The 22,238-nt window shown below is 66.6% G+C and carries 22 protein-coding genes; 10 read left to right on the forward strand and 12 right to left on the reverse strand.

All coding sequences use genetic code 11. The annotated features are described in order from the left end of the window. Nucleotides 1-22: 22 nt before the first annotated feature. The 6 genes from Q7X29_RS14400 to Q7X29_RS14425 are packed head-to-tail and all read left to right on the forward strand — an operon-like array spanning nt 23 to nt 6,269. A complete protein-coding gene (locus tag Q7X29_RS14400) occupies nt 23-1,189 on the forward strand; it encodes an acyl-CoA dehydrogenase family protein (protein WP_316575353.1) in 1,167 nt (388 codons plus the stop codon). Then, nucleotides 1,189-1,950, forward strand: a complete 762-nt coding sequence (locus tag Q7X29_RS14405) for an SDR family NAD(P)-dependent oxidoreductase (protein WP_316574353.1) — start codon at nt 1,189-1,191, stop codon at nt 1,948-1,950. Before Q7X29_RS14400 ends, Q7X29_RS14405 begins: the two co-directional genes overlap by 1 nt. Further along, entirely contained in the window at nt 1,950-3,146 is a 1,197-nt protein-coding gene (locus tag Q7X29_RS14410) for a CaiB/BaiF CoA transferase family protein (protein ID WP_316574354.1), read from the forward strand. Before Q7X29_RS14405 ends, Q7X29_RS14410 begins: the two co-directional genes overlap by 1 nt. A gap of 16 nt (nt 3,147-3,162) precedes the next feature. After that, nucleotides 3,163-3,969, forward strand: a complete 807-nt coding sequence (locus Q7X29_RS14415; protein ID WP_316574355.1) for an enoyl-CoA hydratase/isomerase family protein — start codon at nt 3,163-3,165, stop codon at nt 3,967-3,969. Continuing rightward, a complete protein-coding gene (locus tag Q7X29_RS14420; RefSeq protein ID WP_316574356.1) occupies nt 3,962-5,107 on the forward strand; it encodes a thiolase family protein in 1,146 nt (381 codons plus the stop codon). Before Q7X29_RS14415 ends, Q7X29_RS14420 begins: the two co-directional genes overlap by 8 nt. A 13-nt stretch (nt 5,108-5,120) precedes the next feature. Then, nucleotides 5,121-6,269, forward strand: coding sequence for an acyl-CoA dehydrogenase family protein (locus Q7X29_RS14425; RefSeq protein ID WP_316574357.1), 1,149 nt, complete (start codon nt 5,121-5,123; stop codon nt 6,267-6,269). Between the two features lie 66 nt (nt 6,270-6,335). On the opposite strand, the gene Q7X29_RS14430 is transcribed toward Q7X29_RS14425, so the two are convergent. Then, complete coding sequence (locus Q7X29_RS14430; protein WP_316574358.1) at nt 6,336-7,478, reverse strand: thiolase family protein; 1,143 nt, start codon at nt 7,476-7,478, stop codon at nt 6,336-6,338. 31 nt (nt 7,479-7,509) lie between these two features. After that, the gene (locus Q7X29_RS14435) at nt 7,510-7,926 is read right to left on the reverse strand and encodes a Zn-ribbon domain-containing OB-fold protein (RefSeq protein ID WP_316574359.1); all 417 of its coding nucleotides are present in this window, start codon (nt 7,924-7,926) and stop codon (nt 7,510-7,512) included. A gap of 228 nt (nt 7,927-8,154) precedes the next feature. Between Q7X29_RS14435 and Q7X29_RS14440 the strand changes: the two genes are divergently transcribed. Together Q7X29_RS14440 and Q7X29_RS14445 are read left to right on the forward strand one after the other, a co-directional pair. Continuing rightward, on the forward strand, nt 8,155-8,784 hold the full coding sequence (locus Q7X29_RS14440; protein WP_316574360.1) for a TetR/AcrR family transcriptional regulator: 630 nt from the start codon (nt 8,155-8,157) through the stop codon (nt 8,782-8,784). 95 nt (nt 8,785-8,879) lie between these two features. Continuing rightward, nucleotides 8,880-9,290: a hypothetical protein gene (locus Q7X29_RS14445; RefSeq protein ID WP_316574361.1), complete on the forward strand. Its 411-nt coding sequence runs from the start codon at nt 8,880-8,882 to the stop codon at nt 9,288-9,290. Nucleotides 9,291-9,488: 198 nt separating this feature from the next. Here the strand turns inward: Q7X29_RS14445 and uidA are convergent, their stop codons facing one another. Genes uidA through Q7X29_RS14475 form a run of 6 tightly spaced genes read right to left on the reverse strand, consistent with a single transcriptional unit; the run spans nt 9,489 to nt 16,104 of the window. Further along, nucleotides 9,489-11,291 carry a beta-glucuronidase gene (gene uidA, locus Q7X29_RS14450; protein ID WP_316574362.1) on the reverse strand — a complete coding sequence of 601 codons (1,803 nt, stop codon included), beginning with the start codon at nt 11,289-11,291 and terminating at the stop codon, nt 9,489-9,491. Next, a complete protein-coding gene (locus Q7X29_RS14455) occupies nt 11,260-12,018 on the reverse strand; it encodes an SDR family oxidoreductase (RefSeq protein WP_316574363.1) in 759 nt (252 codons plus the stop codon). Before Q7X29_RS14455 ends, uidA begins: the two co-directional genes overlap by 32 nt. Before the next feature lie 27 nt (nt 12,019-12,045). Next, nucleotides 12,046-13,014 carry an NADPH:quinone oxidoreductase family protein gene (locus Q7X29_RS14460; protein ID WP_316575354.1) on the reverse strand — a complete coding sequence of 323 codons (969 nt, stop codon included), beginning with the start codon at nt 13,012-13,014 and terminating at the stop codon, nt 12,046-12,048. A gap of 5 nt (nt 13,015-13,019) precedes the next feature. Then, entirely contained in the window at nt 13,020-13,790 is a 771-nt protein-coding gene (locus Q7X29_RS14465; RefSeq protein ID WP_316574364.1) for an enoyl-CoA hydratase-related protein, read from the reverse strand. Then, complete coding sequence (locus Q7X29_RS14470; protein WP_316575355.1) at nt 13,787-14,776, reverse strand: phosphotransferase family protein; 990 nt, start codon at nt 14,774-14,776, stop codon at nt 13,787-13,789. Before Q7X29_RS14470 ends, Q7X29_RS14465 begins: the two co-directional genes overlap by 4 nt. A 26-nt stretch (nt 14,777-14,802) precedes the next feature. Continuing rightward, the gene (locus Q7X29_RS14475) at nt 14,803-16,104 is read right to left on the reverse strand and encodes an acyl-CoA dehydrogenase family protein (protein ID WP_316574365.1); all 1,302 of its coding nucleotides are present in this window, start codon (nt 16,102-16,104) and stop codon (nt 14,803-14,805) included. A 110-nt stretch (nt 16,105-16,214) separates the two neighbouring features. Here Q7X29_RS14475 and Q7X29_RS14480 point away from each other — a divergent pair, with 110 nt between their 5' ends. Next, nucleotides 16,215-16,877: a TetR/AcrR family transcriptional regulator gene (locus tag Q7X29_RS14480; protein ID WP_316574366.1), complete on the forward strand. Its 663-nt coding sequence runs from the start codon at nt 16,215-16,217 to the stop codon at nt 16,875-16,877. Here the strand turns inward: Q7X29_RS14480 and Q7X29_RS14485 are convergent. The 3 genes from Q7X29_RS14485 to Q7X29_RS14495 are packed head-to-tail and all read right to left on the reverse strand — an operon-like array spanning nt 16,825 to nt 19,873. Then, nucleotides 16,825-17,667: an SDR family NAD(P)-dependent oxidoreductase gene (locus tag Q7X29_RS14485; protein WP_316574367.1), complete on the reverse strand. Its 843-nt coding sequence runs from the start codon at nt 17,665-17,667 to the stop codon at nt 16,825-16,827. The genes Q7X29_RS14480 and Q7X29_RS14485 overlap by 53 nt on opposite strands. Before the next feature lie 2 nt (nt 17,668-17,669). After that, nucleotides 17,670-18,656 carry an LLM class F420-dependent oxidoreductase gene (locus tag Q7X29_RS14490; RefSeq protein ID WP_316574368.1) on the reverse strand — a complete coding sequence of 329 codons (987 nt, stop codon included), beginning with the start codon at nt 18,654-18,656 and terminating at the stop codon, nt 17,670-17,672. Then, nucleotides 18,629-19,873 carry an MFS transporter gene (locus Q7X29_RS14495; RefSeq protein WP_316574369.1) on the reverse strand — a complete coding sequence of 415 codons (1,245 nt, stop codon included), beginning with the start codon at nt 19,871-19,873 and terminating at the stop codon, nt 18,629-18,631. Before Q7X29_RS14495 ends, Q7X29_RS14490 begins: the two co-directional genes overlap by 28 nt. 100 nt (nt 19,874-19,973) lie before the next feature. Here Q7X29_RS14495 and Q7X29_RS14500 point away from each other — a divergent pair, with 100 nt between their 5' ends. After that, a complete protein-coding gene (locus Q7X29_RS14500) occupies nt 19,974-20,897 on the forward strand; it encodes a LysR family transcriptional regulator (protein WP_316574370.1) in 924 nt (307 codons plus the stop codon). Here Q7X29_RS14500 and Q7X29_RS14505 read toward each other — a convergent pair. Then, nucleotides 20,875-22,233, reverse strand: coding sequence for an FAD-binding oxidoreductase (locus Q7X29_RS14505; protein ID WP_316574371.1), 1,359 nt, complete (start codon nt 22,231-22,233; stop codon nt 20,875-20,877). The genes Q7X29_RS14500 and Q7X29_RS14505 overlap by 23 nt on opposite strands. Nucleotides 22,234-22,238 lie beyond the last annotated feature (5 nt).

A 22,238-nucleotide genomic window follows, 5' to 3' on the forward strand; every position in this document is an offset into this window, starting at 1 on the left:
AGGAGTGCGGGTGTCCGCGGGAATGAGTTTCGAGCTGTCCGAGGATCAGCAGTTGATCCGCAAGTCGGTCGCCGAACTGATGAAGAAATTCGACGACAACTATTGGATGGAGAAAGACCAGGCGCACGAATTCCCCACGGAATTCTACGATGCCATCGCCAAGGGCGGTTGGCTGGGCATCACCATGCCCGAGGAGTACGGCGGCCACGGTCTCGGTATCACCGAGGCCACCCTCCTGCTCGAAGAGGTGGCCCGCTCGGGCGGCGGAATGAACGCCGCCAGCGCCATCCATCTGTCGATCTTCGGCATGCACCCGGTGGTCGTGCACGGATCCGAGGAGCTCAAACAGCGCACCCTGCCCCGCATCGTCAACGGTGACCTGCACGTCTGTTTCGGCGTCACCGAACCCGGTGCGGGACTGGACACCACGCGCATCACCACCTTCGCCCGTCGCGAGGGTGATCACTACGTGGTGAGCGGGCGCAAGGTGTGGATCTCCAAGGCCATGGAGTCGGAGAAGATCCTGCTGCTCACCCGAACACAGCGCTACGACGAGGTCGAGAAGAAGACCGACGGTCTGACGTTGTTCCTCACCGATCTCGATCGCGATCGCGTCGACATCCGGCCGATCGCCAAGATGGGCCGCAATGCGGTGACCTCCAACGAACTGTTCATCGACGCCTTGCGCATTCCGTTGTGGGACAGGGTCGGTGAAGAGGGGAAGGGGTTCACCTACCTGCTCGACGGCCTGAATCCAGAGCGGATGCTCATCGCCGCGGAGGCCTTGGGTATCGGCCGGGTCGCGCTGGATCGGGCAGTGCGCTACGCCAACGATCGCGAGGTTTTCGGCAGGCCGATCGGCATGAACCAGGGCATTCAGTTCCCCCTCGCCGATTCGCTGGCACAGCTGGACGCGGCCGAACTCATCCTGCGCAAGGCGACCTGGTTGTACGACTCGGGAAAGCCGTGCGGCCGGGAAGCCAATACCGCGAAATATCTGTGCGCGGACGCCGGATTCACCGCGGCCGACCGCGCGCTGCAAACCCACGGCGGCATGGGTTACGCCGAGGAATACAACGTCGCCCGCTACTTCCGGGAGGCGCGCGTCATGCGTATCGCCCCGGTCAGCCAGGAAATGATTCTGAACTACCTGGGATCGCACACTTTGGGACTGCCGAGGAGCTATTGATGAGTAACGGAAAATTCGATCTCACCGGACGCGCTGCGCTGGTGACCGGTGCGGCCGGTGGGATCGGCGCAGCGGTGGCGACCGCGCTCGCCGAGGCGGGCGCGGCGGTGCTGGTGACCGACCTGAACGGTGAAGCGGCTGCCGCTGTCGCGGAGAAGATCACCGGAAATGGTGGCCGGGCACAAAGTTTCGCCCTCGACGTCGCCGACCGCACCGCGGCAGGCGTTGCCGCCGAACGCGCCGCCGCGCTCGCCGACGGCACACTGCACATCGTCGTGAACAACGCGGGCATCACCGCTCCCGCGATGTTCGCGGACACCACGGTGGAATCGGTCAAGCAGTTGTTCGATATCCACGCGATGGGCACCTTCAATTGTGCCCAGGCGGCGCTGCCGTACCTGGCCACCGACGGTACCGGTCGCATCATCAATGTCACGTCTTCGGCCGGGATCGTCGGCACGCTCGGCCAGGTGAACTACTCGGCCGCCAAGGCCGCGATCATCGGAATGACGAAATCGCTGGCACGGGAACTGGCGCGCAAGAACATCTGCGTCAACGCACTCGCGCCGTTGGCCGCCACCCCGATGACATCGACCATCCGCACCGACGAGAAGTTCGCCGCCCAGATGCTGGCGCGAATTCCGTTGCGCCGCTGGGCCGAGCCGGAAGAAGTGGCGCCCGCTTTCGTATTCCTCGCCTCCGACGCTGCCTCCTTCGTGACCGGACAGGTGCTGCCGGTGGACGGCGGCATGGTGATCTGATGGCGCCACTGGCCGGAGTCACCGTGGTGACGCTCGAACAGGCCGTGTCCGCGCCGATGTGCACGCGCACGCTCGCCGATTTCGGTGCTCGCGTGATCAAGATCGAGAACCCGGACGGCGGCGACTTCGCCCGCCACTACGACGATGTGGTGCACGGGCAGGCGGCACACTTCGTCTGGGTGAACCGTGGCAAGGAATCGGTGGCCCTCGACCTGAAGACCCCCGACGGTCTGCGACTGCTGCATCGCCTGCTCGAACGCGCCGATGTGCTGGTCTCCAATCTCGCGCCGGGTGCGACCGCACGATTGGGCATCACGCCGGCCGAATTGGCGGTCAGCCACCCGCAGTTGATCGCCGTGGAGATCGACGGATTCGGCGCGGGTGGCCCACTGTCACACAAGCGTGCCTACGACCTGCTCGTGCAGGCGGAAACCGGCGTGTGCGCGGTGACCGGCCGCGCGGGCGAGCCCGCCAAACCGGGGCCGCCGGTCGCGGATGTCACCACGGGTCTGTATGCGGCACTGGCGATCATGGCGGCGCTGTGTGAACGGATCCGCAGCGGTCCCGGACCCGGTGCGTCGATCACGGTGAGCCTGTTCGACGCGATGGCCGAGCTGATGGGGTACCACCTCACCTACAGCCGGTACGCCGGGGTCGACCAGCAGCCGCTCGGCATGAGCTCACCCGCGGTCGCGCCCTACGGCGCCTACCGCACCGCCGACGACCGAACCGTCGTACTCGGTACCACCAACGACCGGGAATGGCAGCGGCTCGCGCGCGAGGTTCTGCAACGCCCGGATCTCGCGGGCGACGAGCGGTTTCGCACCAACTCCGACCGGGTGCGCAACCGGGCCCCGCTCGACGCGGCCATCGGCGAATGGTGCGCCCAGCACGACTTGGCTGTGGTGCAGAAGGCCGCCGACGACGCCGGAATCGGCAATTCCCGCTACAACACGCCGAGCGAAGTGCTCGTGCATCCGCAACTGATCGACCGCGACCGCTGGCGCACCGTCGACTCGCCGGGCGGCCCCGTCACCGCTCTGCTCCCACCACCGGTCATCGCGGGCTTCGACCCGCCGATGGGCGCGGTGCCCGCACTCGGTGCGCATACCGGGTCCGTCCTCGCCGAATTGGGTGTGGACGACGTGGAGATCGCCCGGTTGTCCGAGCACGGAGCGATCGGACCGCGCCGGTAATGACCTGGGAGACACCATGACCGAAGACTCTGTGTTGCTCACCGCGGACGCCGAGGGCGTCCGCACCATCACGTTGAATCGCCCACACCGCAAGAACGCCATCACCTGGCAGATGTGGGCGCAGCTGCGTGACGCCCTGCGCGGCGCCGCGGATGATCGCACGGTGCGCGCGTTGGTGATCACGGGCGCGGGCGGAGCGTTCTGCTCCGGGGCGGACGTCTCCTCGATCGCCGACGGCCATCCCGCCCACAAGATGCGGCTGCTCACCGAGGTGGCCCTGGAGCTGCACGAACTTCCGAAACCGACGATCGCCAAGGTGACGGGCGTCGCGGTCGGCGCGGGCTGGAACCTCGCCCTCGGTTGTGACCTGGTGGTGGCCACCCCGCAGGCGCGGTTCTGTCAGATCTTCGCCGCCCGTGGCCTTTCGCTGGACCTCGGTGGGTCCTGGTTGCTGCCGAAACTGGTCGGCCTGCAACAGGCCAAGCGGTTGGCGCTGCTCGCCGAGATGATCGACGCCGAGCAGGCACGGGAAATGAACCTGGTGACCTACCTGGTACCGGGTGGTGAGATCGACGCCTTCGTCGACGATCTCGCCGCGCGGCTGGCGGCCGGCCCGCCGATCGCGCTGGCTCAGACCAAGGCGTTGCTGAACGAAGGCGCGGATCGCTCGTTGCGCGACGCACTGGCAGGCGAGGCCAGGGCTCAAGGTGTCAACTTCGCGGGAACAGACGCGCCCGAGGCCTTTTCGGCATTCGCTGACAAGCGTGATGCCCAGTTCACCGGCGGGTGGCTGCCCGCCGAGAGAGAGACGACACATGCGTGAAGTAGTAATCGCCGCGGCGGTGCGTACCCCCGTGGGCAAACGCAACGGCGGGCTGTCCGGCGTGCACCCGGTCGATCTGTCGGCCGTGGTGCTCAATGCCCTGGTGGAGCGCACCGGCATGGATCCCGCCGAAGTCGACGATGTGGTGTGGGGCTGTGTCTCCCAGGTGGGTGACCAGGCCAGCAATATCGGCCGCTATTCGGTGCTCGCTGCCGGATGGCCGGAGAGCGTGCCGGGCACCTCCGTCAACCGGGCCTGTGGATCCAGCCAGCAGGCGCTGGACTTCGCCGCGCAGGCGGTCATGTCGGGCCAGCAGGACCTGGTGGTGGCCGGGGGCGTCGAAGTGATGAGCCGGGTGCCGCTCGGTGCCGCCAAAGCGGGCGGGCATCCCTACGGGCCGCGGGCGCTGGCTCGTTACCAGGATTTCACCTTCGATCAAGGTGTGTCGGCTGAGATGATCGCCCGCAAATGGGGATTGGACCGCGCCCGGGTGGACGAGTACTCCGCGACATCACACGAACGCGCGGCGGTGGCGCAGGATACCGGCGCCTTCGACGGGCAGATCGTTTCCGTCGCCACCGATTCGGGCGTCGTCACCGCCGATGAGGGAATCCGGCGCGGTACCACGGCGCAGACGCTCAGCGGGTTGAAGACCTCGTTCCAAGAAGACGGAGTCATCCACGCGGGCAACTCCTCGCAGATCTCCGACGGCGCGGCCGCACTGCTGGTGACCACGCCGGAGAAGGCACGCGCGCTCGGGCTGACACCGCTGGTGCGCTACCGGGCGGGCGCGGTAGCCGGCTCCGACCCGGTCCTCATGCTGACCGGCCCCATCCCCGCCACCGAGAAGGCACTGCGCAAAGCAGGCATCGGTCTGCCGGACGTGGGGGTGTTCGAGGTGAACGAGGCATTCGCCCCCGTGCCGTTGGCCTGGCTCGCCGAAACCGGCGCCGACCCGGCAAAGACGAATCCGCTGGGCGGTGCCATCGCGCTGGGCCATCCGCTCGGCGCCTCCGGTGCGGTCCTGATGACCCGCATGATCCATCACATGCGGGACAACAGAATTCGCTACGGCCTGCAAACCATGTGCGAGGGCGGCGGCACCGCCAACGCCACCGTCGTCGAACTCGTGTCCTGAGAGGGAGCCCGCAGTGCGCCGAGATATTTTCACCCCGGATCACGAAGCCTTCCGGGAGCTGGCAAGGACGTTCATCGACAAGGAGGTCGTGCCCCACTACGCGGACTGGGAAAGATCCGGACGCATGCCACGCGAGGTCTTCCGCGCGCTCGGCGAACTCGGGCTGCTCGGCACCGCGATCCCCGAGGAGTACGGGGGAGCGGGGTTGCGCGACTACCGCTACAACCAGGTGCTGCAGGAGGAGGCTCAGCGCGCGCTCGTCACGCTGGGCACCGTGCGCACTCAGATCGACGTCATCCTGCCGTATTTCCTCGAATACGCCGACGAAGAGCAGCGGCGACGCTGGTTCCCCGGTCTCGCGTCCGGGGAACTGCTCACCGCCGTCGCCATGACCGAACCCGGCACCGGCTCCGACCTCGCGGGGATGCGCAGCACCGCCGTTCGCGACGGTGACGATTACATCCTCAACGGCGCCAAGACGTTCATCACCGGCGGCCTGCTCGCCGATCTGGTGGTGGTGGTGGCGCGCACCTCGACCGATCCCGACGAACGACGCGCCGGCCTCACCCTGCTGGTGGTGGAGGACGGGATGCCCGGATTCGAGAAGGGCCGGGTGCTGGAGAAGATGGGCTGCAAGGTGCAGGACACCGTCGAGCTGTCCTTCGACAATGTCCGGGTGCCCGTAGCCAATCGACTGGGCGAGGAAGGCAAGGCGTTCGGCTACCTCGGCCACAATCTGGCCCAGGAGCGCATGACGGTGGCGGTGGGTTCGGTCGCACAGGCGCGCGCCGCGCTCACCACGACCGTGGAATATGTCAAGGAGCGCAAGGCTTTCGGCACGCCGGTGGCCTCGTTCCAGAACACCAAGTTCGAGCTGGCGGCGATGTCCACCGACATCGAGGCCGCCCAGACCATGGTCGACAAGGCGGTGATGGAACTGGTGCGGGGAGAGCTGTCCGGCGCCGACGCCGCGCGGACGAAGCTGTTCGCCACAGAAGTGCAGGCCCGCGTTGTCGACCGCTGTCTGCAGCTGTTCGGTGGCTACGGCTACATGATGGAGTACCCGATCGCCCGGCTCTACACCGACGCCAGGGTCGCCCGGATCTACGCGGGTACCAGCGAAGTGATGAAGGTGATCATCGCGAAATCGCTCGGCCTGTAGAGGCTGCCGACGACAACGGGACCCGCCGCCACCAGGCGACGGGTCCCGTTTCTCGTTCTTCGTGAATCAGAGCGACAGGATCGATGCCGCGGCCGTTCCTGGCGCACCGTAGACCTGTGCGTAGCCGACCTTGGGTTTGCCCGGCACCTGTCGGTCACCCGCCTGCCCCCGCAATTGGAGGGTGAGCTCGTACACCTGACGGATGCCCGACGCTCCGATGGGCTCGCCGTTGGCGATCAGACCACCGTCGGTATTGACCGGCAGCCGCCCGCCGATCTCGGTCGCGCCCTCGGCCAGCAACTTCTCCTGGTCACCGTCTGCACAGAACCCGTTCTCTGCCATATGGATCACCTCGGCGCCCGCGTCGGTGTCCTGCAGCTGAACGACATCGACGTCCTCGGGGCCGATGCCGGCGGCCTCGAAGGCGGCACGGGAGGCGTACACGGTGGGCGAGACATCCTCGTCGATCGCCGCCCAGGTGCTGTGCACCTCGTACGCGCCGTAGCGCCGGGTACGGATCGCCGAGGACCGCAGGTACACCGGTGTCGAGGTATAGCGTTTGGCGAGATCACCGCGACACATGATCACCGCGGCGGCGCCCTCGTCGGGAGAGCAGAACATGTAGTGCGTCAGCGGATAGTTCAACATCGGCGAGGCGAGGATCTGCTCCTCCGACATCGCCGTGCGCCGGAAGGCATTCGGATTGCGCACACCGTTGCGGTAGTTCTTGGCCGCCACCTTGGCCAGCGTCTGGTGTGAGATGCCGTGATCGAGGCAGTACCGATTGGCCTTGATGCCGAAGAACTGGGTGGTGACGAACTGCCCGTTCTCCGCGTACCAGCCGGGCAGACCCAGTTTGGCCGGGTCATCGGTGAACGCACCGCGAGGATGCTTGTCCATGCCGACGGCGATGCCGATGTCGTAGCGCCCGGAGCGGATAGCCTCCGCGGTCTGTTCGATCGAACTGGCCGCGGTGGCACAGGCATTGAACACGTTGGTGAACGGAATCCCGGTCAACCCGACGAGTCGGGTGACCGCGTCCGGATTGCTCACCTCATAGCTACCCCCGAAGCCGAATTGGATGTCTTTCCATTGGATTCCGGCATCGATGAGGGCGGACTGAATGGCATCGGCGCCCATTTCGATCGCCGACTTCTGGAAACGACCGAACGGATGGATACCGATGCCGATGATGGCGACGTCGTTCATCTTCAAACTCCTGTAGTACTCGCGGATACCGTCAGGCGGGCGCGAACGCGCACGTCATGACGTCGGTGCCGTCGTCGGCGGTGTAGAGCGGCACAAAGACCAGTTCCACAGACATGCCCGGGCGTAAACGGTCCGGGTCGGCCACGGTCAACCTGGCCTCGACGCGGACGTCGTCGCCGAGCTGAATCAGGCCGATGCCGAACGGCTCGAAATTGTCCGCGGTCGCCTTGCCCGCGTAGGGCAGTTTCGGAACGAAACCCTGTGTCGTCCAGGCGATGAGCGTTCCCTGGCGCGGCAGCATCCGGTCGGTCATCTCCGCGCTGCTGCATCGCGGGCATCGTGACTGCCGAGGCCAGGTCACCGCCGTGCATGCCCCGCATCGGCTGCCGACGAGTTGGGGGTTGTCCGCGGGCCATGTCGAGACTTCGGGCGCGAGCGCCATTGCCATGTGCCGTCCTCCGTATTCATCTGATCGCCACGCCAGGTGCGCGACGACCAGTGTGAGAATTACATTCTCCATAAATGTATACGAGACTGCCTCGAAGCGTAAGTACGCTGGTTGACGGCAGTTGTCGGCGACTCGGGGAAGTGCCTACAGCGTCTTGATGAGACCCTTGTCACATCGCCGGAAATGACCTACTGTGCATTCAGTAGGTTGATTGAACGGAGGAGTTCGATGCTCGATCGAGAGTCATCGGCACCGAGCGCCACGCGGCCGTACGAGACGCTTCTCGTGAAAGGGGAGCGGCGCAAGCTGCGAATCCTCGCGGCGGCGCAGCAGTCACTGGTCCGTGGTGGCTGGCGAACTACATCGCTCGCGCAGATCGCCAAGCTCGCCGGCGTCACACCGGCTGGCCTGCTGCACCACTTCGAGTCCAAGCAGCAGTTGCTGGACGCGGTTCTCGAAGCGCGTGACATCGACGACGATCTCCATGCCGACCGGGCCGGAGATCTCATCGAGCAGCTCGAGCGGGTCGCCGAAAGATTCGACCGCTCACCGGATCTAGTGGCGATGTTCGTCGTGTTGCTGGTCGAGAATCTGCAACCCGATGCTCCCCTCCATGATCGGCTACACGCGCGGTACCACGCAGCGGTAGAGACCGTTGCCGAAGCGATTCGGCGAGGTCAGCGCGCTGGCAAGTACCGCACGGACATAGACGCGGCCGTCAAGGCCGTGGAAATCGTCGCCTTTCTCAACGGGATGGAAACCTCATGGCTGCTCGAACCCTCGATTCCGGTGGCGCAAGTGTTCAGCGAGTACACCTGCGCGCTAGCTCAACATCTAACAGTCGAAAGGGGCTGTTGAGACCCCGTCTGGTAGTGCTGGCGCCGACAGCGGCCGCGGTCGTGCAGGGCGCGGGCGGCTGGTTGTTCGATCGGGTGATGGCCGGATGGGATGTGATGGCGCTGGTCGCCGATCACACGGAAATGCGGCCGCTGCAGATCTTGGGCGTTCGCGTCGCCGATCTGACGTCGTGTTTGAACGCCGAGCATCGTGGACCGCTGCCGCAGGCGATCGCGGTCGATTCCGCGCTGTGCTCGACGGACGCTCGCGTTCGCGACCGGCTGTCGCGGGTGCTCGAGCAGGGACAGCACGAGGAAGTCACCCTCTGGGGTGACGGCTCGACCGCGGACTTCGGTCGTCCCGTCGATTCGGTGATGCACCATCTGAGCTATGCCGCACAGGCGTTCAAGGCTCAGGCGCTGGTCGCCATCGCGGCGCCTACGCCGGTGCACCCCGATGAGATGTTCCACAGCTACGAGCTCCACCCCGGCTGTCGCGAAATCCGCGACCTCGTCCCGATGTCCTGATCGGGACAGGGATCGCTCCCGACCGTCTGTTCCGCAGTACGGCGGGCCCATCGACTCGAACGTCGGTCCGGTCATCGACCGGACCGACGTCGTGTGCGTGCCCCCTGACAGCGGCGACAGCGTGCATCGAGGCCGACCCGGTGCCGCGTTCGAATCGCGGTATCGGATCGGCCTCAGTATGTGGGCGGAACAGGCCGCTCAGTTCTGTGTGTCCGGTGCGGTCGGCTTGCGGCTGCCGATCCGGCGCCAGCGGGCGCGCAACGCGTGGGCGGCGTTCTTGGGGTTGCGCTCGCGGGTGAACACGCCCTTTTTGTTGCCGTCGACGCGGTGGATACCGTTCGTGGTGCGGAAGTCGGCGAAGTTCCAGACGTGCTCGCCGATCATCGCTTCGTGGCGGTCGAAGACTCGGTGGTGCATGTCGAGGAACGCGGTCTGGTACTCCTCGGTCCACGAGATGTCCCAGATCGAGTGCAGACCCGACAGGGTGTCGGCGCCGTACTCCATCATGATCATCGGCTTGCCGTACTTTTCCGCCCAGGCGGTGATTTCGGCCTCGAGGGTGATCTCCGCGGTCGCCAGGTCACCGTTGGACATATACCAGCCGTGATAGCGATTGAGGCCGAGCACGTCGAAGAGGTCGGCGATGCGGTCGTTGTCGGGTGTGGCGAACATGAAGCTGGCGTAGGTCACCGGGCGGGTGGGATCGAGATTCCTGGTCAGCTGGACCAGCGGCTCGAAGTATTCGCGAGCGCCGTTTTCGATGGAGGACGGCTCATTGGACACACACCACATGACCACGCTCGGATGGTTCTTGTCGCGCGCGATCAGCTCCCGCAACGCCTGTGCGTGCGCTTCGCGTGTCTGGTCGTTCATCGTTTCGGGGGAGAAGGTGGGTCGTTTGTCCGGGCGGCCGATTCCGCCCTCGATGAAGAGGTTGAGACCGACGGCGGCTGTCTCGTCGATGACGACCACACCGTGGCGGTCGGCGAAGTCCATCACCTCCTCGGCATACGGGTAGTGCGAGGTCCGGAACGAGTTGGCGCCGATCCACTCCATCAGCTGGAAGTCGTGGACCAGAAACGCGTTGTCGTGCCCCTTGCCTCGCACGGGTGTGTCTTCGTGCTTGCCGAAACCGGTGAAGTAGAACGGCTCGCCGTTGATCAGGAACTGGGTGCCCCGCACCTCGACGGTGCGTACGCCGACCGCCAGGGGGTAGCTGTCGATCACTGTTTCACCATCGACTGCTTCGGTCACCAGTTCGTACAGGTAGGCCTTGCCCGGTTGCCACAGTGTGACTCCCGGGACACGAAGTGACCCGGTCGCGCCCGACCCGTTCGCGACTTCGACGCCTGCGGCGTCGAGCAACCGAACCCGCACGTCGGCGGTCCCGATGGTGGCGACACGGTAGTCGACGACCCCCTCCGCACCGTTGACATCGGTCACCACGGTGATGTCGGAAATCCGCACAGCCGGAGCGCAATACAGCCACACCGAGCGCGCGAGACCGGCGTAGTTGTAGAAGTCGTGCAGGTATTTCTGCTGGCGGCGACCATCCGCGGTGACGGTGATGCTGCCGGGCGGGATCGTCGTGTTGGTCAGCTCGTTGCTCACGCCGATGGTGAGCCGGAACTCCCCGCCCGTGGTGACGGCGTCGGTGATATCGGCGTCGAAGGGGGTATACCCGCCTACGTGCTCGGCGACCAGCTGATCGTCGACGTACACCTTGCCGGTATGGGTCGCGGCCTCCACCCGCACGAAGATCCGCTCCCCGGCCCAGCCACGCGGAACCCGAACCGTGCGTTGATACCAAACCCAACCGACATGGTCACGAATGGCCGGGTCGGCGAACAGGTCGTTGTAGCTGGCGGGAACGGCGGCTTCCAGCGCGCCGTCGAGCGCTCCGCGCCACGGCTCAGCGACGGCTGCCGAGTCGACAGCGAACCTCCAGACGCCGTCGAGCGATGTGAGTTCACGAGTGGCGGTGGCTTTCGGCTTCAACATGCATGTGCTCCTCGGATGGGTCGCGCCGTCGTAGGGGTGCGGCGACGTATGCGGTGGGGGCATGCCCCGGTGTGAGTACGAGCTCGGTGCCCGGTTCGGCGGCGTAGAGCGTCTCCTCGATGGCTGCGGCCACCTCGTCGGAGCTGAGCATCGGTATGCCGGCCGCGCGGAATCGGTCTCGTGCGCCCGCGGTGAGCGGGGTATCCACCAAACCGGGACAGACGGCACTGAGCCGGATTCCCTCGCGCGACAGCGGTCCGGACAGCGCGCGCACGAGACCGATGACGGCGTGCTTGGTCATGGTGTAGATGGGGTCCTGCTCGACGCCGGTCAGCGCCGCGTGCGAAGCAGTGACGACGATCGATCCACCGCCCGCGCGACGCAGCGTCGGCAAGGCCGCCCGCAGCCCCCACACCACAGCGTGCTGGTTGACTCCGACGACCGCGTGGTAGCGGTCCAGATCCAGCGTCGCGGGATCCTTGTCGGCGCAGTTCATCCCAGCGTTGAGGACGACCAAGTCGAGTCCGTCACCTGCCTGCGCGACGGCTCGCGCGGTCAGCTCGGGATCGGTGAGGTCGCCGACGACGGCCGTTCCACCGATCTCGGCGGCGACCTGGTCGACCGCGGAACTCCGATCGATCAGCACGCAGTGTGCTTGCGTGGCGAGTCGGCGAGCGACCGCGGCACCGATCCCGCCTGCCGCTCCGGTGATCAACGCGGTTCTCACGCGAGGTCTCCTTCTCTGGTTCGGTATTCACGCTGTGACATCGATGACGACCTTTCCGATGGCGCGACCGTCGGCGACCGTGCGCAGGGCCTCGGCTGTCCGGTCCAGTGGTACTACGAAATCGATGTGCGGCCGCACCCGTCCGGAACTGAACAGGTCGGCGAGTTCACTTTCGTTGCGCTGGAACTCGTCGGCCGCGATGTCCTGGAATTGGAACCCGAGGATATGAATCCCTTTGACCAGCACCAGGTTCAGCGGAATCTGTGGGATGTTCCCCGAGGCGAAACCGACGGTGACGTAGCGCCCGCCGCGGCGCAGTGCGCGCAGCGCGGGTTCGGCCAGTCTGCCGCCGACCGGGTCGACGACCACATCCGCACCGTCGGGCAGGACGGCGCGCAATTCTCGACGGAAGTCACCCGTTCGATTGTCGACCAGGCGGGTGGCGCCGTACCTCGCCGCCGTGGTCAGCTTCTCGGAGCTGGAGGCCACCGCGGTGACCTCGGCTCCGAGCAGTGCTCCCAGCTGTACGGCGGCGAGGCCGACACCGCCGCCCGCCCCGAGTACCAGCAGTCGCTCCCCGGCGCACACCCGCGCGACCGAGCGCAGCGTGTGGTACGCGGTGCGATGCGCGACACCGAAGGCCGCGGCCGTCCGGTCATCGACACCGTTCGCGGTCCGAGTGAGCTTTTCGGCGGACACGACGATCTCCTCGGCGAACGCGCCGTAGAGGCCGGTGCCCGTCACTCGGTCACCGACTGTGAATCCTTCGACCCGATTGCCGAGTTCGGTGATCACGCCCGCGAATTCGCTGCCGGGTACGAACGGGGGTGGCACGCTGATCTGATATTTGTCCGCGATCAGCAGTACGTCCGGGAAGTTCACAGCGGCTGCCCCGACCCGAACCCGAACACCGCCGGCGTCCGGCGCGGGCACCGGGCGGTCTTCGATGCGCACGACCTCCGGTGGACCGTAGGCCGGACAGACGACGGCGCGCACGCCGCTCACCGCCCCCGCCAGACCGGGGCGCGCTTCTCGACGAAGGCGCGCGAGCCCTCCTTGGCGTCGTCGGAAGGGAAAACCACGTTCTGCCAATGGGTCAGGCGTTCGTTGACCCGCGTAGGTGCGGCGACCGACATGCGGACCAGTTCTTTACATGCCGCCAATCCGAGTGGGGCGTTGGCGGCGATCCGTTCGGCGAATACCAGGGCGGTGTCGAAGGTTTCCACGTTGGGGGCGACAGCATTGACCAGGCCCAGCTCGTAGGCGCGGGCAGCTGTGATCGGGTCGCCGGTCAAGGTGAGTTCCAGGGCGATCCCCATCGGAATACGCTGGGCGATGGCGGTGCCGGAGCCACCCGGAAACAGGCCGCGCTTGACTTCGGGCAGGCCGAAGGTGGCGGTGTCGGCCGCGATGATGACGTCACAGCCCAGCAGCAGTTCCAGCCCACCTCCGACAGCGCTGCCGTTGGCGGCGGCGATCACCGGCACGGTGAGCGTGCCGCTGCTCAACCGCTGGTACGCGGCGTAGTCCGGGTTGTCGGCGCCGAAATTCGCGCCGTCGGCGAATGCGCGCAGATCCATGCCGGCACAAAAGGCGCGATCGCCGGATCCCGTGATCAGCATCGCGCGTACGTCCGGATCGGCTTCGGCATCGCGGGCCGCGGCGCCGATCCGGTGAATCATGTTCGGAGTCAGGGCGTTGCGTGACTCCGGCCGATTCAGCCGCAGGATCAGGATCGGTCCGTGGCGATCCACCAGGAGTTCGTCGCTCATCCTCGGTACCCACTTGTCTCGGCGAGCTCGGCCGCAGATCGCATGAGCTCGGGCACGATCGGGCCGAAGGACTGCAACTTGTAGTCGTCGCCTGCGCGTTGAAAGCCCTGCTCCAGCACGATCGCGAGTTTCCATTTGGCCAGGACCAGGTAGTAGTCGAGGTCGTCCACCTGGCGACCGGACACCTCGGCATAGTGCGCGACCAGTTGTGATCGCGACGGCATCCCCCGCAAGTCGACGTAGCTGGCGGTTTCCGCCTCCGGTGCGGCGGTGTCCTCCGGCCAGCTCTGAATCATCCAGGCGAGATCGAGTTTCGGATCGCCGACAGTACCCATCTCCCAGTCGACGATGGCGGCGAGTGTGGCGGGTGCGCCGTGGTCGAACATGACATTGGCGAACTGGTAGTCGCCGTGCATGATGCCGGGGATGTAGTCCAGCGGCCGGTGCCGCCGCAGCCAGTCGGTCGCGACGTCGAGGCCGTCGAGGTCGCGGCCCTTGATCCGCTCGAAGAACCCTGTCCACCGCTGCACCTGACGTTCGTGGAAGCCGTCGGGCCTGCCGAGATCCGTCAAACCCTGTGCGCGCCAATCGACCTTGGACAGCAAGGCGATGCCCTCGGCCAGCTGATAAGCGAGTCCGGGCCGTGCGGCGGTATCAGCGTCGAAGGGCGCGGGCCATCCCTTGCGGCCCATCGGCGACCAGCCGTCGACGTAGCCCATCAGGTAGAAGGTCCGTCCCAGCACCGCGGGATCGGTGCACACCGCCACCGCGGGTGTGTGCGGAACGTCGGTGCCGTCGAGCGCCTCGGTGATCCGCCACTCGCGCAGGATGCCCTTGTCGCGGTCGGCCGGGGCGGTGGTCGGCGGTATGCGCAGCACACTGCGCTCGTCACCGCGGCGGATCTTGTAGATCTCGTTCTGGGTTCCGCCGGACAGGAATTCGGCCTCGAGGGGCGCGCCCTTACCGGGCAGCCCACGGTCGTCCATCCATGCGGCGAGGCGTTCGGTGTCGATCACAGGTTCCCCACTTCGTGTTCCAGGAATTCGGAGTATTTGGCACGGGCGGCGTCGAGCTTGCGCGGAATCCATTCGCTGGGCCAGCGGTCTTCGCTGGGCCGGTGGTCGCGCAACACCTGTTTGGCGACCGTGCCCTTGTGTACCTCGGTGGGTCCGTCGGCCAGTCCCATGACGCCCGCGCCGTGGATCATGGTCATGAAGGGCATCTCGTTCGACACACCGAGCGCGCCGTGTACCTGCATCGCCCGCCACGCGATGTCGTGCAGAACGGTCGGCATGACCACCTTCACCGTGGCGATGTCCTTGCGGGCTGCGCGATAGTCGTTGAGCTTGTCGATCTTCCACGCGGTGTGCAGTACCAGGAGCCGGAATTGGGTCAGCTGCGCGTAGGAGTCCGCGATGTAGCCCTGGACGGACTGTTTGTCCGCCAGACGCTCACCGGCCGTCTGTCGCGACAGCGCCCGTTCGCACATCATGTCCAGTGCCTTGCCTGCCAGGCCGATCGTGCGCATGGCGTGATGGATACGTCCACCACCGAGCCGAACCTGCGCGACCGCGAAAGCCTGCCCTTCACCACCGAGCAGCGACTCGGCGCCGACCCGGACATTGTCGTAGTGGATGAGTGCGTGTGAGCCCTCGCCGAGCGCCTCCCCGTACAGGCCGACATTGCGTTCGATGCGGATGCCGGGAGTGTCGGCGGGTACCAGGAACATCGACATGCCCCGGTGCGCACCGACATCCGGATCGGTCACCGCCATGACGATCAGGAACGACGCGGTGCGCGCGTTGGAGGAGAAGAACTTCCAGCCGTTGATCACCCAGTCGTCGCCGTCGCGCACCGCGCGGGTCTCGAACTGCGCCGGGTCGGCGCCACCCTGCGGCTCGGTCATGGAGAAGCAGGAGAAGATCTCCCCGTCCAGAAGTGGGCGCAGATAGCGCTGCTTCTGCTCGGAGGTGCCGAAATGCGCGAGAATCTCCGCGTTGCCGGTATCGGGTGCCTGGCAACCGAAAATGATGGGGGCCCAGGATGATCGGCCCAGTATCTCGTTCAGCAGCGCCAGCTTCAGCTGGCCGTAGCCCTGTCCACCCAGATCGGGTCCGAGGTGGGTGGCCCACAGGCCTTGTTCGCGGACCCGCTCCTTGAGCGGATCTATCGCCTTGCGTCGTGTCTCGTCCAGTGGCACGAACTGCAGGTCAGGCCAGATGAGGTCGAGTGGTTCGACCTCATCCCGTACGAACGCGTCCGCCCAGTCCAGCTTGTGTTGATAGTCGGGGTCGGTGTCGAAATCCCATGCCATTTGCGCCTCCTCTCTTTGGATGAGAATATGCTTCTCGTGGCACAGAATGCAATTCTTTGTTTTGCGATACGTGAGCAAACCTCGGCGGGCCGGCGTCGTGAGGGGTGGCTGTGACCGACGATGTCGCGGCCGGAATCGCGCAGCGTGCCCTGGCCAAGCGCCATGCGGACTACCTCGACGAGGTGCGCCGACTACTCGACGCGGCATTGGCGCTGATGAGTCGGGGCGGTGGCGCCGCGCGGCCGAGGGTCGCCGATATCGTGGCCGCGGCCGGCTTGTCGAACGACGCGTTCTATCGGCACTTTCCCACCAAGGATGCGCTCGTGGTGGCGCTTCTCGAGGACGGTGCGCAACGGTTGAGCGGGTATGTCGCCCACCGGATGGCGCAGGCGGCCGCGCCGCAGGAGCAGGTGCGCCGCTGGGTCGAGGCAGTGCTCGGCCAAGCCGCTGCTGGAATCGCCGCGACCGCGCGGGCGGTGCTGTGGAACGCGGGCAGTGCCGGTGAGCAGTTGATATCCGGGCACTCACGGGCCAGTGCACTGCTGGCGGCGTTGTTGCGCGAGCCCTTCGCCGCCCTCGGTAGTATTGACCCGGATCTCGACGCGGCCCTCGCCGCGCACGCCGTGGTCGGGCTGCTCTCCGACTACCTCTGGCGGCGTGCCGAACCGACAGCTACCGAGGTCGACCGTGTCACGAGGTACTGCCTGCGGGCTGTCACGTCTACAGATGCTGGGCAGGTACATGGTTGGCCCACCCCGAGTCCGGCCAGTTGAACCAGCCCGAGGACGCGAAGGTGCCGCCGTCGGGATGCAGTGTGGTGCCGGTGACGAAGGTGGACAGGCCGGAGGCGAGGAAGACCGCGCAGTTCGACACATCGGTGGCTCGGCCGGCCCGCCCCATCGGGATGGCCACCCGAACGCCGACGGGATGGTTCATTCCTTCGTCACCGGTCGCCAGTGGGTTCAGGCTCGGCGTCGGAACGTAGTCCGGGGCGATGTTGTTGACGCGGATGCCCTCTGGCGCCAGCTCCACCGCGAGAGTGCGAGCGAAGTGCTCGACGGCCGCCTTTGCGGCGGCGTACACCGCGAAGCCTGGTGCGGCCCGGTGCGCCTCGATGGTGGTGATATTGATGATGCTGCCGCCGCGCCGACCGGCCCGCATACGCGGTACCGCCAGCGAACAGGAATGCAGAACATGATGGAAGTTGGTGCGCATCACGGCGTCCCAGCCCTTGGGCGCGGTCTCGGTGAATGGGCTGCGGAAGGTGCCGCCGACCACATTCACCAGTGTGTCGAGCCGCCCCCAGCGTTCCTCGACGGCATCGAAGACCGCCGCCAAGGCTTCCGGATCGCGAACGTCCGCACAGCGTGTAATCGCATCGTGTCCGCGCTCGGCCAGGTCCCGGCCCGCCGTCTGGATCGCGTCGGGATCGAGATCGACCACGGCCGTTCGTACCCCGTTGGCGGCGAGGTCCAGTGCGATCGAACGGCCGAGGGTGCCCGCGCCGCCGGTGATCACCGCGACGGTGCCGTCCATTCCGGCACGTTCGGAAAACCAGTCCATGATCATCGCCCGGCCAGGTAGGTCGCGCCGAACGACTCGACGAAATCCACCGTGGCAGCAGGAGAATCGGTGCGACCGGATATCACGATCCAGGTGACGCCGGCCTCGGCGAGTCCGGCGAACGACTCGCGGTGCCGGTCCGGTTCGTCCAGTGCGACGTCGATGCCTTGTCCGTAGGAATACACCACGTCGATCGGCTCGTCGCGCCCGGCCGCCGCGGCTGTCGCGCGTAGTTCGGTGATCCGCAGCGCCAGTTGATCCACCGAGCCCAGGGTGGGCGTGCGTGCGGTGGTACTGAGCTGAGAGCTGCCGCTCATCGGCATCCAGCCCTGGGCGCGCTCGGCGACCCGGCGCCTGCTGAGCGCGGAATTACCGCCGATCCAGATCGGTATCCGCCCCTGCGTCGGCCGAGGGCGGGCGATCACATCCCGGGCGCTGAAATGCTTGCCCTCGTAGCTGAACGCGCTGCCCTGCCAGTGCATCGGGAGCGTGTCGAGAATTTCGTCGAACAGGTGGTTCCGCTCGTCGAAATCCACTCCGAGCGCATGGAATTCGCTCTTCTGATAACCGGTGCCCAAACCGAGGGTGACCCGACCGCCGGAGACCAGGTCCAGCGTCGCGGCGGCCTTGGCGAGCAGGAACGGATTGCGATAGGGCGCGACGGCGAGATAGGTGAGAAGCCGAAGTCTGCTGGTCACGGCCGCGACGAAACTCAATGCCACGAACGGGTCGAGCGTCTGGTGTCCGCCAGACGCGGACCAGCGGGCCCCGGGCACCGGATGCTCACTCAGCGACAGTCCGTCGAATCCCGCCCGCTCTACCGCGGTCGCCACCTCGCGCAGCGGTCCGGCGGAGAGTGCGGCGGCATCGGCCCCGCCGGGCTCGGGGTAGCGAGGTTCTGGATAGTGGAAGAAGAATCGCACAATGAGAATATACTTCTTCCTGAGTGAGAGTAACACTGTCAAACATGCTTGATTCCGACCGGGCACCTTCTGGAGACCGGTGCGAGGGGCGTGGCCGTGCGACCCAGGCGTGCGGAGAACACCGCCGCCAGCACTGTCAGCCCCGCCACGCAGCAGACGACCCCTGGCCATCCGTACCGACCGAAGGCGAGGCCGATGAGCCCGCCGCCGAGCGCGCCACCCAGGTAGTAGGCGAGCAGATACAGCGAGGTCGCTGCCGCCGGATTGGCGCCCACAGTGGAGCCCAGCCACCCGCCCGCCACGGTGTGCGCCGCGAAGAACCCGGCGGTGCACACAGCCATGCCGAGCGCTACCGTGACCAGTCGATCCGGCAGGGTGATCAGTACTCCGGCGGCCATGGCCGCCACCGCGGTGGTGAGGACCGCCGCCCGGCCGAAGCGGTCGGCGCACCGGCCGGCTATCACCGAGGTGGCAGTTCCGGCCAGATAGAGCACGAACACCGAATTGGCGACTGCGGGCGACAGCTCGAAGGGTGCTGCGAGCAGGCGAAATCCGAGGAAATTGTAGAGCGCTACGAAACCGCCCATAAGGACGAAAGCCATCCCGAAAAGCTTGGACAGCACAGGTTGTCGCAACGCGACGCCAAGGTCGCCGACGACCACGCGGAAGCCGATCGGTCTTGGTGTGAATCCGCACGCGGGCGGCAGTGTCCGCACGAACCAGACAGCGCACAGCGCCGCGGCCGCCGATCCGGCCGCCGCCGCCCATCGCCACGACGACACCTCGACGAGCAGTCCAGGGACGAGTCGCCCGCCCAGCCCGCCGAGCGAGGTGCCGGCGACGTACATCCCCACCGCGGTGCCGAGGCGTTGCGGTGCGCTCTCCTCGGTGAGGTAGGCCATGGCCACCGCGGGCACGCCCGCCAGCGCCAACCCCTGGGCGGCGCGCCCGGCCAGGAACACCTCCAGCGACGGGCTCAGGGGCAGCAGCAGCCCGATCACGGCGGCCGACAGCACCGACACCGTCATGATCTGGGTGCGACCCCAGCGCTCGGAGACGGCGCTGAGCGGCACCACCGCCACCGCGAGGGAACCGATCGTGAGTGACACCGCGAGTCCAGCCTGTGCCGACGTCGCCGAGAACGCGGCCGCCAGGCTGGGCAGCAGCGACTGGGCGCTGAAAAGCATGCCGAAGGTGGCGAGTCCGGCGGCGAAGAGCGCCATGGTGATGCGGCGTTGGTGCGCGGGACCGTTGATGGTGCGAGGGAAAGAAGCAATTGCCACGAGATCCACTGTGCGGTGGGTGGCCGCGCAATGGAAATGATGAATGTTCTCAGTACTGATCCGCTGGGCGCATCAGTGCAGGCAGACGAGAGGGCCCGATATGTTGGGTGAGGAACTGAACTGGTTCACGACGCTGGCCGAAATGGAACGTGTCCGAGGAGCCGCGGAGCGTCTGCACATCACGCAGCCCACCCTGTCGCGCATGCTGGCTCGCCTGGAGCGCAGACTCGGCGTCGAACTGTTCGACCGCAAGGGGCGGCGCATCACGCTCAATGCTTTCGGGCGCGTCTACTACGACCATGTACGGCGAGCGCAGGCCGAATTAGACGTCGCTGAAAGAGAATTGGCGATGATGGCGCACCCGGCGGGTGGTGCGGTGCGTCTGGCCTTCGGGCATTCTTTCGGAAGTTGGCCGGTACCGCAGCTGATCGCCGACTTCCAGCGCACGGCGGGACGGATCAGCTTCACTCTGCAGCAGGGATCAGCGGAGGACATCACCGCGCTGGTCATCGAGCACGACGCGGACTTGGCGATCGTCTCGCCGCGCCCGGTCACGCCGGGTCTGGGCTGGCGTCCGTTGGCGTGGCAGCGGCTCGCACTGGCTGTCGCGCCGCAACATCGGCTGGCCGGGCGTAGGCAGGTGCGCCTATCGGAGTTGGCCGGGTCGGAGTTCGTGGCCCTTCATCCAGGATTCGGTATGCGTCGAATCTTCGACGAGTTGTGCGCCGCAGCGGATTTCCGGCCGCACATCGCTTTCGAGGTCGGTGAGCTGGACACGATGGCGGCCCTGGTCGCGGCGGGCCTCGGCATCGCGGTGCTGCCTTACGGCGGCGCGCCCGGATGCGCCACGGTGTCACCGCCACTGGTCATGGTCCCCCTGGCCGATGAGGGGGTGGTTCGTGAGGTCGGCATCGTGTGGGCGGCAACGGCGGTGCCCTCGGGCGCGGCTCTTCGGTTCCGGGATTTCGCGGCCGAGTGGGCGGGGCACATCGCGGGGATATCTACACAACCGCCCCAGGATTGAGGATGCCGTTCGGGTCGATGGCTTCTTTGATGCGGCGGGTCAGCCCCATCACCTCGGGGCCGACCTGGTTGGGCAGCCAGGCCTTCTTCAACCGGCCGACGCCGTGCTCACCGGTGATGGTGCCGCCGAGACTGATCGCGAGATCCATGATCTCGCCGAAAGCCTGGTTGGCGCGCGCGGTTTCGTCGGGGTTGTTCGGGTCGTGGACGATGAGTGGGTGCGTGTTGCCGTCGCCCGCGTGCGCGATGACCGAGACCAGCACCCGGCGTCGGGCGGCGATGGCGGCGATGCCGGTGACGAGATCACCCAATCGTGGCAGCGGGACACCGACATCCTCGAGCAGCAGCGGACCTTTGCGTTCGACGGCGGGGATGGCGAATCGCCGTGCCGCGCAGAAGGCTTCGCCCTCGTCGGGGTCGTCGGTGCGGAAAGCCTCGGTGGCTCCGGCTATTTCGCAGGCGGCGAGCATGAGGTCGGCCTCGTGGCCTGCGTGTTCGCCCGGGGCGTCGGATCTGGCGACCAGGAGTCCGGCGGCATCGCGATCCAGACCCATGCGCAGTTCGTCCTCCACGGCGTTGATGGCGACGGCGTCCATGAATTCGAGCATGGACGGCCGCAGGGTCCCGGTGATGGCGAGGATGGCCTCGGTAGCGGCGGCGAGGGTGGAAAAGGTGGCGACCACGGTGGATTGCGGTGGCTGCGCGGGCAGCAGCCGCAAGGTGAGTTCGGTGATGACGCCGAGGGTGCCTTCGCTGCCGACGAACAGTTTGGTCAGTGACAGTCCGGCAGAGTCCTTCAGACGTGGTCCGCCCAGCCTTGCGATGGTGCCGTCGGCGAGGACGACCTCCATGCCGAGCACATAGTCGCCGGTGACGCCGTACTTTACGCAGCACAGCCCGCCCGCGTTGGTGGCGGCGTTGCCGCCGATGGAGCAGATCTCGAACGAGGACGGGTCCGGTGGGTACCAGAGCCCCTGTTCGGAGGCGGCACGTTTGACTTCGGCGTTGAGCAATCCCGGCTGGACGACGGCGGTGCGGGTGACCGGATCGACGGTGATCTCGCGCATGCGCTCGGTGCTCAGCAGCAGGGCCCCGTTCTGCGCGGTCGCCCCGCCGGAGAGCCCTGTTCCGGCGCCGCGCGGTACTACCGGCACCCGATTCTCGTGCGCCCACTTCAGAACTGTCGCAACTTGTTCGGTCGCGGTCGGGCGGACGAGCGCGAGCGCGATTCCGGCATCGGGATCCAGTGCCCGGTCCTGTCGATAGCCGCCGAGTATATCGGGATCGGTCACGACAATGCCGTCGGGCAATTGGGCGCGGAGCGAGTCGAGATTCACACGGC

Source organism: Nocardia canadensis, from assembly GCF_032656385.1.
GTDB lineage: Bacteria > Actinomycetota > Actinomycetes > Mycobacteriales > Mycobacteriaceae > Nocardia > Nocardia canadensis.